The 14,607-nt window shown below is 59.7% G+C and carries 15 protein-coding genes and 3 pseudogenes; 1 reads left to right on the top strand and 17 read right to left on the bottom strand.

Annotated elements, in window-relative coordinates; translation table 11 throughout:
• A pseudogene (locus JFU48_RS30610) lies at window positions 1-132 on the top strand (SOS response-associated peptidase family protein); the annotation flags it as partial.
• 539 nt (window positions 133-671) lie between these two features.
• Here JFU48_RS30610 and JFU48_RS17265 read toward each other — a convergent pair.
• The 17 genes and pseudogenes from JFU48_RS17265 to JFU48_RS17190 all read right to left on the bottom strand — a co-directional run bounded on the left by JFU48_RS17265 (window position 672) and on the right by JFU48_RS17190 (window position 14,590).
• Window positions 672-1,466 (bottom strand): DNA adenine methylase, encoded by a 795-nt coding sequence (locus JFU48_RS17265; RefSeq protein ID WP_201137036.1) that lies wholly within the window; start codon window positions 1,464-1,466, stop codon window positions 672-674.
• Window positions 1,467-1,616: 150 nt separating this feature from the next.
• Window positions 1,617-2,159 carry a lysis system i-spanin subunit Rz gene (locus JFU48_RS17260; RefSeq protein WP_201137035.1) on the bottom strand — a complete coding sequence of 181 codons (543 nt, stop codon included), beginning with the start codon at window positions 2,157-2,159 and terminating at the stop codon, window positions 1,617-1,619.
• Window positions 2,141-2,704: a glycoside hydrolase family 19 protein gene (locus JFU48_RS17255; protein ID WP_123377008.1), complete on the bottom strand. Its 564-nt coding sequence runs from the start codon at window positions 2,702-2,704 to the stop codon at window positions 2,141-2,143. Before JFU48_RS17255 ends, JFU48_RS17260 begins: the two co-directional genes overlap by 19 nt.
• A 50-nt stretch (window positions 2,705-2,754) precedes the next feature.
• Window positions 2,755-3,804, bottom strand: a complete 1,050-nt coding sequence (locus JFU48_RS17250; RefSeq protein WP_201137034.1) for a phage late control D family protein — start codon at window positions 3,802-3,804, stop codon at window positions 2,755-2,757.
• Between the two features lie 97 nt (window positions 3,805-3,901).
• Entirely contained in the window at window positions 3,902-4,108 is a 207-nt protein-coding gene (locus JFU48_RS17245; protein WP_100847413.1) for a tail protein X, read from the bottom strand.
• Window positions 4,083-4,928, bottom strand: coding sequence for a phage tail protein (locus tag JFU48_RS17240; protein ID WP_201137033.1), 846 nt, complete (start codon window positions 4,926-4,928; stop codon window positions 4,083-4,085). The genes JFU48_RS17245 and JFU48_RS17240 overlap by 26 nt, the downstream gene beginning before the upstream one ends.
• A gap of 9 nt (window positions 4,929-4,937) precedes the next feature.
• On the bottom strand, window positions 4,938-7,577 hold the full coding sequence (locus JFU48_RS17235) for a phage tail tape measure protein (RefSeq protein WP_201137032.1): 2,640 nt from the start codon (window positions 7,575-7,577) through the stop codon (window positions 4,938-4,940).
• Between the two features lie 150 nt (window positions 7,578-7,727).
• A pseudogene (locus JFU48_RS29975) lies at window positions 7,728-7,961 on the bottom strand (phage tail assembly protein); the annotation flags it as partial.
• A 75-nt stretch (window positions 7,962-8,036) separates the two neighbouring features.
• Window positions 8,037-8,327 (bottom strand): annotated as a pseudogene (locus JFU48_RS29970) (phage tail assembly protein); the annotation flags it as partial.
• Between the two features lie 13 nt (window positions 8,328-8,340).
• Window positions 8,341-8,844, bottom strand: a complete 504-nt coding sequence (locus tag JFU48_RS17225; RefSeq protein ID WP_101158507.1) for a phage major tail tube protein — start codon at window positions 8,842-8,844, stop codon at window positions 8,341-8,343.
• 13 nt (window positions 8,845-8,857) lie between these two features.
• On the bottom strand, window positions 8,858-10,024 hold the full coding sequence (locus JFU48_RS17220) for a phage tail sheath subtilisin-like domain-containing protein (protein ID WP_150369214.1): 1,167 nt from the start codon (window positions 10,022-10,024) through the stop codon (window positions 8,858-8,860).
• 103 nt (window positions 10,025-10,127) lie between these two features.
• The gene (locus JFU48_RS17215; RefSeq protein WP_201137030.1) at window positions 10,128-10,571 is read right to left on the bottom strand and encodes a phage tail assembly chaperone; all 444 of its coding nucleotides are present in this window, start codon (window positions 10,569-10,571) and stop codon (window positions 10,128-10,130) included.
• Window positions 10,559-12,529, bottom strand: a complete 1,971-nt coding sequence (locus JFU48_RS17210) for a phage tail protein (RefSeq protein ID WP_201137029.1) — start codon at window positions 12,527-12,529, stop codon at window positions 10,559-10,561. Before JFU48_RS17210 ends, JFU48_RS17215 begins: the two co-directional genes overlap by 13 nt.
• A complete protein-coding gene (locus JFU48_RS17205) occupies window positions 12,522-13,130 on the bottom strand; it encodes a phage tail protein I (RefSeq protein ID WP_073473012.1) in 609 nt (202 codons plus the stop codon). The genes JFU48_RS17210 and JFU48_RS17205 overlap by 8 nt, the downstream gene beginning before the upstream one ends.
• Before the next feature lies 1 nt (window position 13,131).
• Window positions 13,132-14,013, bottom strand: a complete 882-nt coding sequence (locus JFU48_RS17200) for a baseplate assembly protein (protein ID WP_201137028.1) — start codon at window positions 14,011-14,013, stop codon at window positions 13,132-13,134.
• Complete coding sequence (locus JFU48_RS17195; protein WP_201137027.1) at window positions 14,010-14,336, bottom strand: GPW/gp25 family protein; 327 nt, start codon at window positions 14,334-14,336, stop codon at window positions 14,010-14,012. Before JFU48_RS17195 ends, JFU48_RS17200 begins: the two co-directional genes overlap by 4 nt.
• Before the next feature lie 5 nt (window positions 14,337-14,341).
• On the bottom strand, window positions 14,342-14,590 hold the full coding sequence (locus JFU48_RS17190; protein WP_207199218.1) for a hypothetical protein: 249 nt from the start codon (window positions 14,588-14,590) through the stop codon (window positions 14,342-14,344).
• Window positions 14,591-14,607 lie beyond the last annotated feature (17 nt).

Genomic DNA, 14,607 nt, shown 5'->3' with positions numbered 1-14,607 from the left:
AAGGACCGCGCCGAGCCACTGGTGTTACAACAAGGCGAACCCACAGAAGCTTTCGAATGGTTCAAGGTCGACCGGGCCATTGGCAATGTGCGCAATCAAGGGAAAGACTTACTAAACCCTAAAGAGGACTAGCGGTCGATTTTCGAGCGCTTTCGGCGACTTAAAACACCTTTTATTTCTTTATTTCTTTATTTCGTCATTTCGTCATTTCGTCATTTCGTCATTTCGTCATTTCGCTAATTCGCTAATTCGCTAATTCGTTAATCCACCATTAAATAAATATCCTTCCGATATCCTTTTGATACTCAGATTTGCAAAAGCACTAGTGCAAGCGTGAAGATATCGCGCCCCTATACACCCTTTGCCCTATGACAGGGCGTTTTATACACCCATCACCCTAGTACAAAGCTCTCCTATACACCCATTGCCCTATAACACCTTACAAGATCAGCTTAACGAGCTGAGACTTGACGAGACGCTACAATTAAAACTAAGGTGCCACCCAAGCAAATCACCACTGCAATATCAAACGGCGCTTCCCAACGTCGCGACCTTATTTACATTACGAGAAGCCAATGAAATACATTAGCTATGCACGCCTTTGCCTTATTTTCGCAATTGAGTTAGTTCGACTGCTGCAGCTTCTCGTTAAGAAAAGTCCATGGTGATAGTTAAAACAATCCGCCCAACGCTACCGGCTCCCAATTCATGATCACCAGCTCGCCACTGATTTCGGCCTTCCCCTGCCGCTGGTTGGTAGTGGTGTAGCGAATGTCCAGCGTCTCGAAATGAAAGCCTTCGAATACTCGCCGGATGTCAGGGTGGTCGTTGATGCTGACCATCACCTTGCCTTTGCAACGGCGCATGAAGTCGGCCATCCGCTCGTAGTTCTCGAACGGAAAGTCCACCCCGTAACCTGCGGTCTGCCAGTAAGGCGGGTCCATGTAATGGAAGGTATGGGCGCGGTCGTAACGTTCGGCGCATTCAAGCCAGGGGAGATTTTCGACGTAGGTGCCGGACAGGCGCTGCCACGCAGCCGAGAGGTTTTCCTCGATGCGTAGCAGATTGATAGCCGGGGCAGTCGTCGCCGTGCCGAACGTCTGACCCGAGACCTTGCCGGCAAAGGCATGGTGCTGCAGGTAGAAGAACCGGGCGGCGCGCTGGATGTCGGTGAGGGTTTCGGGGCGGGTCATTTTCTGCCATTCGAACACCTGCCGCGAGCTGAGCGCCCATTTGAATTGGCGCACAAACTCTTCAAGGTGGTTCTGCACGACGCGGTAAAGCGTGACCAAGTCGCCGTTGATGTCGTTCAGGACTTCGACCGGCGATGGTTGGGGCTTCATGAAGTAGAGCGCGGCACCGCCGGCAAAGACTTCGACATAGCATTCGTGTGGCGGAAAAAGCGGAATGAGGCGGTCGGCCAGGCGGCGTTTGCCGCCCATCCAAGGGATGATGGGTGTAGACATAAAAAGCAAGACCTTTACTGTATGGATAAACAGGTGCTAGGCTCGCCGCGCTTTGTGCACGGAGCAAGAGCCTTGGCTGGACTTGCAGGGACCATCTGCAGGGACGGCGGTCGATCCGGATGTTGACGCATCCGGACCGGCCGCTCTTTTTCACTTCAGTGTTGAGACTTCTTTGGCATATGCCTGACAGGCCGCGAGGGCAATCAGCCCTCGGTCCCCGTCATCGGTGACGCTGATAATTCGTTGAGCATGCGCTGGGTCAAGTTCGACTCTTGCGGGGCCATGAACCACGCCGCCGGTGGCGGTGGTGGCTGACATCGATCCGTTGCCGGCGCCGGTGGCGGCGTCGAGTAGGACTGACAGGCGCAGATCAGCAGTGGCAAGGCGGTCGCGCAGGCGACCTTGATCACGTTGGACATCGCTCAAGGCTCGGTAATGGGTTTGTTCGCTGGTAGCCAGGCGCTGCTCGAGCGCGAGGCGTTTATCCTGTTCGGCACGCTGCTGCGCGGCCGAGGCCTGATTCAGTTGGTTGAGGGTTTCGGTGTGGAGTCGGGCCTGCTCTGCGAGCTGTTTACCGTAACGCCAATCCTGGACTTGCCAAGAAATGGCCGTGGAACCACCGACTAAAACGGCCAGCAGCACACATTTGGCCACCAGCCGATACGGCGTCGGGATCAGTTCGCCGAGACGCATAGCACCGCCCTCGCCCGCCCCCACAACTCCAGCCGATCTTGCAGGCCATTGAGGCCGCCGTTGATCCGGCGGGTGATCGTGTTGAATTCGTTTTGATCGGCCAGCGCGTTCAGCCCATTCACCGACCAAAACCACGCGGCCGACTCGGCAGCCCACTGCGGCAGCTCCAGCAGTTCAGGCGTGCGCAGCAATCGCTCGTCGCCAAACAGCGCCAAGCTGCAGCGCAGGTAATTGTCGTGGCCGGTGACCTGGATCAGGCCGCGACCGCGATAGCGCTGGCCATCACCATCCGCTGCCGGCGTGTTGCCCAGTTTCGCAGCCAGATTGCCGGTGTCGTATTTGCTCAGGTACTGGTCGCCGCCCAGCTCCCGGACGTACTGTAGCTGACCCGACTCGTGACCGACTTGCGCCAGAAACGCGGCTTGGCGTTTCGGCGTGTTGATCTGTCGATGGGCCATGGCTGCGTTGAGGGCGGATACAAAAACGCCCGCTTGGCGGCGGGCGTTGGGCATGATGCTTTGCAGCTGTTGTTCAGTGATGGACATTACAAACTCCAGACATAAAAAAACCGCACTCAGGCGGCGATGGGATGCGGTTACTGTTTCTCGATGTTCACCACCTTGAGCGGTGCTTTTGGCCCTTTCTTTTTCTTGCCCTTGGATTTACCGGCTTTGCCGGCGTTGCATTCGACTGTGGTCGACCAGCCGGACTGGGTGAACACCTGCTCGACCGAATCCGCCAGGTATTCGCCATCAAGCCCGACCTTGAAACCCTGAGCGATGATCGGACGCTCGGCGAAGATGTCCGTCCGGCCGGGCATTTCAAGCCGCACATCGGCGGTCGAGCGGTTGAACGCCGACAGACGTGCCTTGGCCGCCGCTTCAGCAGCGCCCTTGTCTGGGTAGATATGGCGGTCGGTATGCACTGCCGGCAATCCGTCCGGAGCGTCATCGTTGTCGATGGTAACCACCGCGAGCTTGCCGTTCTTTTTGTCCTGATGCTTGGTCGCCACCGCCTTGTGCGAATTGCGATCGCCGAGACTGAATTGCCAGCGGCTGAGGTCGCGCCGGGTCAGGGTAATGGCGCCAAACGCCTTGCCGCTAGCAGTCTGGCCACCTTGGCGCGGCATCACCAAGAGCTTGCCGTCGGCGACCTTGGCTGTGCAGTCGTATTGCTTGGCCAGCCGGGTGATGAAATTAAAATCGGACTCGTTGAGCTGGTCGACCCGGGCAACCTTGGTCGATACCGGACACACCGGCGTCCAGCCATTGCGCGCGGCGACGTCAGCCACGATCTTCGACAGCGGCACGTCTTCCCAGCTTCCGCTACGGATGGTCTTGCCACTGCCACGCATATCGCTGGCCTTGCCCTTGATCACGATGGTGTCCGGTGGGCCTGACACCTCGACCGTGTCCACGGTGTAACTGCCCATTCGCACCAAGGTCGTTTCGGCATAGCCCAGGTAAATCTCGATTGAGCTGCCGCGTCGTGGCAATTGCACTTGCCCGTCACGGTCATCGATGCGCAGTTCAAACTCGTCGGACTCCATGCCCGGCTTGTCAGAGGTACGCAGTTGCAACAGCCGATCATTGATCTTGGCCGTGACATCGGCCCCATCGGCGACGATTCGAAACATCGGTGTCATGGATTTTTCCCAATAAAAAGCCCGCACAGGGCGGGTCAGAAAACAACGTGTCGTAACGCATAACGCGGCGGCGCGTGAGTGACGACATCGCCCGGGATCAATCCCACAAGCTGACGCCCTCACTGGTCGGACTCGGCAGATCCGGCAGGACGATGATCACGCCCAATCGGAACGGTTGAGGCTCATCGGCTAGCCCCTGATTGGCATCGAGTACGGCCTCGACGCTGCCATTCAGATGGCCGTAAACGTTGTTGCAAATGACATCGAGCATGTCGCCATCAGACGTCCTGCATGTCGTCGCCATAGCGCTCAAACTCCAAAGTGAAGCCCTGTTTGCGAGCAATCCCGCCGTGCAGCAGCGCGGACTGTTCCTCGTTGATGTTTTTCAGGCACCACGTACCGATCACCTCGCCATAGCCAGTGGTCAACGTCAGCGGCTGAAGCCTGGCACCGATGGAACGCAGCGTGTCGAGCTGCTTCAATCCGCCTTTGAAGCCTGGGTAGATCGTGCCCTTGAGCGTCAACTTTTCATCACCCATACCGATGGCCTGCTTCGCCGGGCGGCGCGTCAGCCGCTCCTGCGAAGCCCACCGGAATTCGGTTGAACGACTGAGCTCATCAAAGGCCGCCGTGTCCAGGTTGAAGTAATACGGCTCAATTTTCGGATCGCGCGGCTGAATGATCATCAGGTGGGGGAACGGCTTCACCGCCTCCGGCGCCGGCGTAGCCTCACCGGCAAAGGAACTGGTGGGCACGATGTTGGCCAGCGACGGACTGACCTTGCCGGCGACGTTGTTGATCGCCGTGGCCGCCTTGCCCGCCTGCTCCTTCAACGTGCCCAGCCGATCCTGCACTTCAGCCGCCGCCCGGGTGGCGCGGCCGTACACCGCCACCACCTGACCGACTTTGGCCTGAGCCGCATCGACGCCACGCATCACCCGCTGAAGTTTGGCGCCAATAGCTGGACCAACAAATGGGATGTTCTCCAGCTCGGACGCAGCGCCGGTCAGTTCGCGAATCGCGCCGTTGACCGGAGTCAGCATGCCGTCAGCACTGCGCCGCCCGGTTTCCGCTGCCTCGACCAGATACTTCAGGCTCGATTGCATGCTCTCCATATAAGCCATGAGGCCTCCTTACACATGGGGTTCGTCGTACAGCTTGGCGGCATTCTGCTTCGCAGCGCCTTCCATCATTCGCTGCATGTGCGGCAGCAGATCCTGCGCCAAGGTTTGCGGGTCTTTGACATCACCTTGCACCGTGACAGGCATGCTCAGTGAATACTGGAACTGCTGATCCACCTTGGCCGGCTCCGGCTTCGCCGCCTCCTTGGGCTGGATGGCCATCGCCGCCGACTTGAGCGGCGCCGTCACTGCCATCGAGCGCGCGACATCCCCCAGCACCGGGCCTTGCTGCGCCGCTGACGCCATCATGAGCGGCGTGGTCGGCACCGGCGCCTTTGCCGTTTGTTCGGGCTTTTCATCCTCTCCACCGAACAGCGACTTACCCAACGACCCGCCCAGCGCCGCACCGCCCTGACTGCCCAGGTAAGCACCGATCATGCCGCCAATAGCGGTGCCGATGATCGGCACAACCGAACCGATGGCGGCGCCTGCTGCTGCACCGGCCATGGTGCCTGCCAGGTTGCCAGCGGCCGAACCGTAACCTTCGGCTTTTTCGTCCTTGGTCTTGGCGTTTTGAAAGGTTTCAAGCGCCATCGCGCCGGACTCCAGCAGCGTGCCGCCAGGAATGATCTTGGCCGCCTTGCCGACCTTACCGACGGTTCCTGCGACGACGCCGAGCTTGGACAACGCCCCACTTGGAACGGAAGGGACTGATGGCGATGGGATCGAAACAGGGGGACGTGAAACCGGAACAGGGGGACGAGGCACAAAAGGGCGAGGACCTCTCGAACTCGGCAACGACCGGCGCCGAGCGCTGCGCCTTGACCCACGTCCACGTCGGCTCGATTCGCCCGACGCATCCACACCGCCACCCATTGCGCCGGCATTGACGACAAAAACCTTCTTGACGCCGTCGTTACCTGCACCACTTTCAGTACCAAGGCCACCGCCTGTTGCCGCATCCTTCACCCGCGAAACAACATCCAGGCCAGTCGCTACTAGATCAAGTTCTCCGGGGTTTTTATTTGGGGCTTCGCTCCCATTCCTGCCACCGCGCGACCCACGCGCAAGGTTTAGCAGCCCCTTGCTGATTTTGATCGTGCTGAAGATACCTTTTAAGGCGATCAGCCCCGCCCCGACCGTGGCGATACCGGCAACCACCCCGGGCGCGCTATCCGTCAGCGACGTAATGCCTTTAGTAACCTTGGTCAACAACTCGGCCACGGTGTCCGTCACCGGGCGCAGCGCATCGCCGACGCTGCGCATGGCGTCATCCATCGACTGGGCCATTTCCGCCCATTTCTGCGATGACGACTCGCGCCGCTCGGCGAGGTTCTTGTCGAGGATCCCGGTGGCGTCACGCGAATCGTTCTTGAGCTGGCTGTACAGCCCCTTGTTCTGCATGTAGGCCGACAGTGCGGCCTTGACCTGCATGTCGGCGAAAAGGTCACCGGTGCGCAGGGATTCTTCCAGCGAGGCCATCATGGCCTTGGCCTTATCGGGGTTAGCTTCCTTGCTGATTTTTGACGTCGCTTCGGCCATGGCCGCCGCACGCTTCGGATCGGTCGCCTGAATGTATTTCTGAGCCAACGCCATGCTGGTCTCAAGCGTCGACATACCGTTTTGCAAACCGGTCTGCATCGATCCCTTGTAATCAATCCCGGCTTTTTCGTAAGCCTTGACCGTATCGGTCGAACCGATTTTGCCCATCCAGTTTTTCAGGTTGTTGGCCGCTTCGTCCGAACTGCCGGCCTGCTTCATCTGCACCTGCAACATGGCGCCCAGTTGCGTCACCGCGTCCAAGCCGGTGATGCCGTTGCTGGCCATGTTGGCTAGGAGTTCCGGAAACCACTTGGCCATATCAGCCGCTTCAAAGCTGCCCGCCTGCCCTTGGTAGGCAATCGCCTCCAGCGCCTGCTGCATCTGCTTAGGGTCGGTGATCTTGGCGTTCTGCCCCAGGGCGTTGATCATCTTCGCCGTGTCGACGCCGCTGGATCCCTGCCCCACGACAAACTTGGCCGCGACAGGCGCGTACTCCAGCGCCTTGCTCAGGTCCATACCGGCGCCGACCAACTGATTGACCACGTCGGCCACATCGTTGCGCGCCATGCCGGTGTCGCGTGAAGTGTCGATGATCTTGCGCGACATCTCCTGCTCTTGCGGCTTGTTGGCAATGCCGGCCTTGATCGCGATGTCTCGCACAATCGCGCCAAAATCAGCGCTGACCTTGGTCGGTACCACCATGGCACCGACACCGACCACCGCTGCACCGACGGCGCCCTTCATGCCCTTCACGCCAGAATCAATCTGCTGATGACCCTTGGCTTTCAGCTCGGCTTTGTTGGCCGTCTGCCCCATCGAGCGATAGGCTTTTTCCAGCCGGCCGACCTCGATCCCCTGCTTCTTCAAGCTGTCGAGGTTCGAGTTCAAACGGTTGAGTAATTTGGACGCGCCGGCAGCGCCGGTGTCGTGAGCCTTTTTCCATTCTTCGCGCAGGCGGATGGTGTCGCCAATCGTGCGCTGCAGCACGCGCGCTTTGTTGCCTTCAGCCTCAAGGCGCTTGATGCGCCCGGTCACATCCTTGAACGCGGCGCCGACCGTGGAACTGACGGCGCCGCCGATCACCAGCCCGAGGGCGAGTTTGTTTGCCATGTCATGGCCCCCATGTGCCCAGCACTACCGATGGCGGCTCAATCCGTGAGCCACCACACCATATCCGCGAACGGCATCGACTGGATCTCGGCGGCGGAAAATCCAGTTTCCGCCGCCAGACGTTTCGCCGCCGACTTGATCACGCTGGGGTTAAAGCCCGTCGTCGTTGTCCATGCGAAAATAGCCGGCCTGCAAGCGGTTAAAATCCACCAGCTTCAGCCCCTCCAGATCCGCCACACGCGCACCGGACAATGCAGCAAACAACACCAGCTCGCGCTGCTCATCATCGCCACCCACTTCACGGTTGGCCGCCCGCACGTCGCCCACGGTCGGCGAACGCAAGGCCAGCTTGTCGACGGTCACGCCGTTGATTTCACTCGGACACGACAGCGTTACCAGCACCTGATCGGTGGTCAGCGACAACCACGCCGGCATCGAGTCCGAATAATCGGTTTTCGGTACCAGGTGCGAATACGCCGTTTGCACGCGGCGATAATCCGTCAGCTTGAGGCCTTCCAGATCCTTCAGTCCGACTTCGGCGAGACCTGCGAACAGCATCAGTTCGCGCTGTTCATCATCGCCGTTGGCAGCACGATCAGCCGCGCGCACTTCACGCACGGTCGGGGTGCGCAGATTCAACGTCTCGACGTCGATGCTATTGGCTTGGCTTGGGCGGGTTAGCGTTACGACGGCACCGTCTGCACTGAGCGACAGCCAGGCTGGCAGGTTTTTAGCGATTGCTTGAGTCATCTGAATCTATTCCTTACAGGCCGAGCGCCTGGCGCACTTCGAGGAGTTGGTCTTTGCCGTCGATCACCTGAATGCCGGCGACCATGTCGATCTCGTACATCAGGCGCCCGTCGATTTCGAGCTTGTAGTACGTGACCGCAACGGCGTGTTTGATCTCGGCCGCATCACCGGCTTTCCAGTCACCGAGATCGACCTCTTTGAGGCGACCGCGCAGGGTGGCAACGACCGCTGTCACCGCGCCCTTTTGGCCCTTGAAGGCACCTCGGAACGTGGCGTTGAACGCCGTGCCGTCAGCCAGGCCGAAGTACTTCAGCGACTCGCGGCGCACGCCCTTGGTGACAAACGAGGCTTCCATTTTCTCAAGCCCCTGATCCATATCGATGGGGCCGGCCATGCCGCCGCCACGATATTCGTCAGTCTTAGTGGTCAGCTTGGGCAGCGTGAGGCTAGGCACGTCGCCGGAGAAGTTCACACCGTCGACGAACAGGTTGGTGTTGTACAAAGTCTGAGGAATCATTTGCTACGCCCCCTTAGGCTGCTTCAAGCACTTCGGTCATCCACTGATCGGTGACTTCAAAAAGGAAATTCGGGTTTTCTGCCGGCGGCACGTCGGTGAAACGAATACGCCAATACACCTTGCCCTGGGCGATCTGGCTGGCCGTGTTCAGTTCGGTGTCGGGGAACACTTCAAAGTTGATGATCGCGCCCTGAGCTTTCAGGTCGCGCATGAATGCATCCAGACCGTTGGTGACATCGGTCACGTAGGTCTTGGTGATCGAGCGGTCGACCGCCCATTTGTGCCCGGCCTGCACCGCGTCCATGAGAATGAACAGCGTGCGAACGCGGGTAACGAATGCCCACTTCGGATCGCTCGACAGCGTGCGGTTACCCCACAGGCGATAACCGTCGTCGCGAATGATCGTGGTGATATTGGCGTTGTTGAGCAGGTTGGCCCGGCAGGTCTCGTCGCCGTCCAGATACTCGACCGCACGGCCGGTGCCGGTGATGCCGGTCAACTCCTTGTTCGACGGTGAGGCCCAGAAACCGTATTCAGCATCCGTCCAGGCGAACAACCCCGCCGCCCAAGCCGAACCAGGCGCATCGACGGTCTTGCTGGTAATGGTGTCCCAGTACTTGACGCCCGGGTCGACCATGAACAGGTTGCGACTGCCGAAGTTATCGGCGTAGGCCATGGCAGCCTCGTCGGTCGTGCCGGGTCCGTCGATGATGCCGATGGCGCGCAGTTTCTGCGCCAGGCTATCGAGCGCCGTGGCCACCGCCTGAGTCGCGGTGTGACCCGGTGCGATCAACAACCGCGGCTGCGCGTTGAACAGGCTTTTACCGTCGAGCAGCGCCTGCAGGCCGGTACGCTGACCCGAGACCAATTCGCCGCCGATGATCGCCGAGGTTTGCAGCGCCGCGTCTTCCAGCTTGGGCACGCCGATGGCGACGATCACCGCCTTGGCTTTGACGTAGATCGCCTTACACGCCTTGGTGATCGCCGAGTCGGCGCCGAAGGCGGCAATGGCTTCACGCTCGGTGGTGATCAATTTCAGCTCGCCCGCCTTGGCCGTACCACCGCCGAGGACACCCGGGGTGAACGTGTCGCACAGACCAATAATCGACGACGACGGCAGCGAGATAGTGCGCGCGCCAGTGTCGACCGACGTGGTCGTGACGCCGTGGAAAAAACTCATAAGGGTCAGTCTCCAGAAACGAAAAAGCCCCGCATAAGCGAGGCTGTGAGGGTGTTGGTGTTACGCGTAACGGAAAAGAAAACGCCCCGTCAGTGCGGGGCGTTTATTGGATCGGCTCGATCAGCCAAGGCGGCGCGATCGGGCGGTGATCGATCAGCGGGAATTGCTCGCCTTGCGGCCAGTCGCGCAACAGCCGGCGGTAGCCTTGCAGCTCGGTATATTGCTCTGGCGTGATCGAGGTCGACCCGCCCTCCTCGACCTCGTCGCGATGGCGTGAAACCAGAGGGTCAGTAGCTGCCAATTGCCGATCTCGCCAAACACGCTCAGCGGCGGCCAGCACCTCAGAGCTAGGCGCCGGCCGCTCGACAAGGATAGGCCCGCCGAACTCGTCAGCAGCGACGACCATGCCGGCAGTCTGGCCATCCAAAATGGCGCGGCGATGCACATCGGACACCTCAACGGCATCACCCGGAATCACATCATTAATGCCACTTTCATAAAAGCCCAGCTCAGCTGCACTAAAGAAAATCACGATCAGTACCCCCATACATGCCAAAAAATGACCGGGTTAACCGACGTGGTAGGCCCCGAGTTCGCATTGACTAAAATGCTATTGAGGTAACTGCCGTTCTTCCTCACCCCAGCAATAGAAAACTCTGCCGCCCCCGCTTGAGCAGATAACGGCACTGAGGCCACCGCCCCAAAAATCGCGTTAGGAAACGCAATTGGGAGAATAACGGTCACCTCCGCATTATCCGTAACAGCTACAGATCCCCATTGTTCGATTAGGCCCGAAGGATCCCTCTTATAGCCATTACTTGATAACGATGCGAGGCCCGAACCCCCAACAGCAAGCCAACCAATTCCCGACGTAAGGAACTCCGTCGCGGTGCCTTGAACCAGCACCACGTTGGGCGAGCCAGTTATAACGCCATTCGGCCCGGTAATATTGCCGTTGATGGATCTCACAGTGCAGACGGTATTTGCTCCCGCCTGAATGTAAATGCGACTTCCGCCGGGCAACAGCGTGGCATCAGGCAGCGTGAGAGTGACAGTCGCCCCGCTTGTATAGACGTACTTGCCGACATCCGCCGCCGTCAAAACCGTAGTTGCCGGATAGGCGACATACCCGGCCAAACTACCCGCCGCGCGCTGCACGAATTCAGTGGTTGCTAGCGCCTTGGTGCTGTCGAACTGAGGCCGAGTTGTGAAGCTCTCCCCCGCCATGATGCCGGCAAAACGCAGCGCAACAGTGCCACCGATCAGCCGCCACTGATCTTGCAGTCGAATGAATTCGGCGGTGTCACCCAGGCTCAAGACCAGAGGGCCAGCAATACCGGTTGAGGTGTAAACCAGATCGGCCCCATCCCCGATAATTCTCAGGCCGCCAGAGCCCGCACAGACAAGCGCTACAGTAGCGCCCTGCGCGATTCCAGCCGTAGGCGGCAAGGTCGCGGTGAGCTGTGCCGCACCCGAAAAGCTGTGAAGACCGCCTACGTGCGCAGCAGTAAGCGCCAAGTTCGCGCTGTTTGTGGTGAAGCCCGAAAACTCGACCCCGCTGCGCTTCACGAACTCAGCCGTAGCCAGCAACTTGCTGCTGTCAAATTGCGCCGGTGTCGGCGCCTTGGGGCTTCCGACAAAGATCGGAGAAAACAAACGGGCGAGACCGTCGGTAATGTCCTTGAACGTCAAGGCAGTGACGCCTACAACAATCGCGCCATCTGTCACCAACTGCCAAATCGTGTCGGCCTGAGTAGCACCCACCTCAACTGCCAGCGTCATATTCGGCGTGACCTTGGCATTGCTGTCGGCATCACTTGCCCGCGCCCAGGCACCCGCCGCCACCACATACGGCCCGTTATCCTTCGCCATCGTCTGGTTCTTTACCAACACCCGGTCGCCGGCGTTCAGCGAAACACCATCCACCACCTGCAAACCGAGCAGAGCAATGTTGGCCGTCGTTGCGGCGCGTACAGATTGCTTGATGTCGAGCCTGCTCAACTCGTCCAGAAGACGCGAGTCAACATATTCGCGGGTAGCCAGTACCACCGCGGGGTCAATCTTGAGCGTGATATTCCCGGCGTTGCTGACCACAAAGTTCATGCGCACGACTTGCGTGCGGCCAGAGCCTTGCGACAGCAGAGGCTTGAAGCTTGGCGCGCAGTTGGCCACCGCCACCAAATCCCCGTCGGCATCATAAAGGCCGATTTCGCGGATCCACTTACCACCTTCATCGGCCGGGATGATTTGCTCTGCGATGATCACCGCCGGATTTACCGGGTCGATCTTTAGTTGGTTGAGCGGCTTGCGGCGCCACTCATTTAGCAGCTTGGATTGACCGGCCGACGGCACTGGATTAGGCGGATCGGCCAACCCGCCCGGGTTGGCATCCCCCACGCCCATTTCGGTGAGTTTCCAAGGAATGCCAAGCGCGTCGGCGTTCGCCTGCTTGGCCATCCCCACGTTCGTGAGGATCGCAAAAAACTGCGAGTTCGCATCAATCATAATAAACGTCCAGGGTGTCTATGGTGTGTTCGCGGCCGACCACGCCAAAGCTGCCAGTGACCTCAATGTCACGCATGACGGGTGGGTAAACGTCGATTTCGTCGCCGTCGTAGAGGGATACGGCGATATCTAAGTTGCCTTGGGTTTCCAGGCTGATCGCCAGCCCGGTCAGTTGCCGTGTGACGGGTTTGGCATCGTCAATCAGGCGCTCCAACTCCTGATACATCTCCTCGGTGATGCCGGTGTCCAGCACGCCAACCTTCAGCGCGAAGGTGCCCGGCACGCCCTCCGGCACCGTTTGGAACCACTCGACAATCTCGATCAGGTAGCCAAGCGGCTCGACCACCCGGCGCAGAGCACCGATGGTGCCCTTGTGTTTGTGAATGTAGAAAGACGCCTTGATGGCCGCGCGCTTGGTTGCTTCAGACCACCGGTAATCCCAGCGATCGACCGACCATGCCCAGGCCAGATGCGGCAGCAGATGCACCGGACAGGTGTCGGGGTTGTAGAGGTCGCGCAGTGGGACAATCGTCTTTTCGAAAAACGCGGCCTCCATGGCCCGTTCCAGTTGCGTGCTATTGAGCGGCAGTAGACTTTTCATATCAGCCCGCCAGCCTCACGTTGTAACGCGTGCAGAACGCCGCTTGAGCCTTGGTCGGGGCCAAGTCCTGCCACCCGACCAACTCAACCCGGGCAACGCCGGCAACGTGCAACTGAGCGTCAACAGCGGAGCGGGCGACCTCGACGCCCAGCCGCTTGCGTGGGTTGATCCAGGCAGCCAAGCGGCTCTTGGCCTCGGCCAAACTGGCATCCGCTTCCGGGCCGGCGCCGGCCATATGCAAGATGGCGTCAATCTCGTAGCGGATCACCTGCGCACTCTGCACGGTCACCCGATCACCGACCGGGCGAACGTTTTCGTCATTCAGCGCTGCGGCCACCGTCGCCAGCAGATCCGGCGGCGCTTCGCCTTCCCCGTCCAACCCCAGCACCGTTACCGTAACGTAGCAAGGCTTTGGGCTTTCGGCCGTGGCATCTGCCACCAGCCCCGAGGCGTTACGCGCATGCAGGATGTAGCTGTTACGCGGGCCGGCTGTGGTCAAGCCCTCATAGGCCAACTGGATGCGTTCGCGAAACGGGTCGTCGTCTTCCATGACCTCGGGCACCGGTGGCACCGCTTGCAGATCCTCGGCCTGAATGACCAGGCGCTGCAGATTGACGTTGGCCCCCAAGTGATCGAGGTCGCCGCGAATGGCGTGCGCCAGCAATAGCGCCTTGCCGGCGTCATTAACTCGGGCGCGGTTGCCGACCTTGTTGTAGGCCCCGACCTCAAGCACTTTGACCACTGGATCGCTTTCCAGCGCGGCCGTCCAGTTGCCACCCATATACCCACGAAAGACGCCTAAACCGTCCTGATAAACCTCTTCGAAGTCCAGAGGCTCCAGCACGGTCGGCGCTGGCAGCGACGACAGATCAACGGTACTCATACAGCCACCTCCAACGTGACGCCGTCGCCCAGGTACTTCCCGACGATTTGCAAATTGATTTGCCCGCCAATGACGGAAATGACGCGCACCTGATCCAACTTCAAACGCGGCTCCCAGCGCCCCAGAGCGCGGGCAACCTCAGCCTGTACGGCGCTTTTCCACCCTTCGTTGATGGGTAAATCGACAAACCGCCGTAGCTTGCTGCCGTATTCCATACGGTGCCGGCGACTGCCCAGCGGCGTGTTCAAGATGTCGGCAATGGATTGCCGCAGATGCTCGATGCCGGATATGGGTAGGCCGGTGTGGCGATCCATTCCGATCATCGATGTCACTCCTTGAACGGCTCGTATTCTTCGCTGGCTTTCAGGAACTTGACCGCTTCGATGTCGGAGGCCGGCACCACGACCGTTGCCTTGTCGACCGGATAGGAACGGTCAGTACCGGGCACGATCAACAGTCGCGACGTGTAGAGCTTGTCGCGGAATTTCAAGAATTCGGGCGACGAGAAAGTTGAGGAAGGAAGTGCCGGTTCCGAGGACGCTTGCACCTCAGTGGCGGTCGTATCGTTCTTGGCCATGTATTTCTCCAGGCATG

It is taken from the genome of Pseudomonas sp. TH49 (genome assembly GCF_016650625.1).
Taxonomy (GTDB): Bacteria; Pseudomonadota; Gammaproteobacteria; order Pseudomonadales; family Pseudomonadaceae; genus Aquipseudomonas; species Aquipseudomonas fluorescens_H.
Note: the sequence above shows the minus strand (reverse complement) of the source record. Positions and strands in the feature narration are given on the sequence as shown.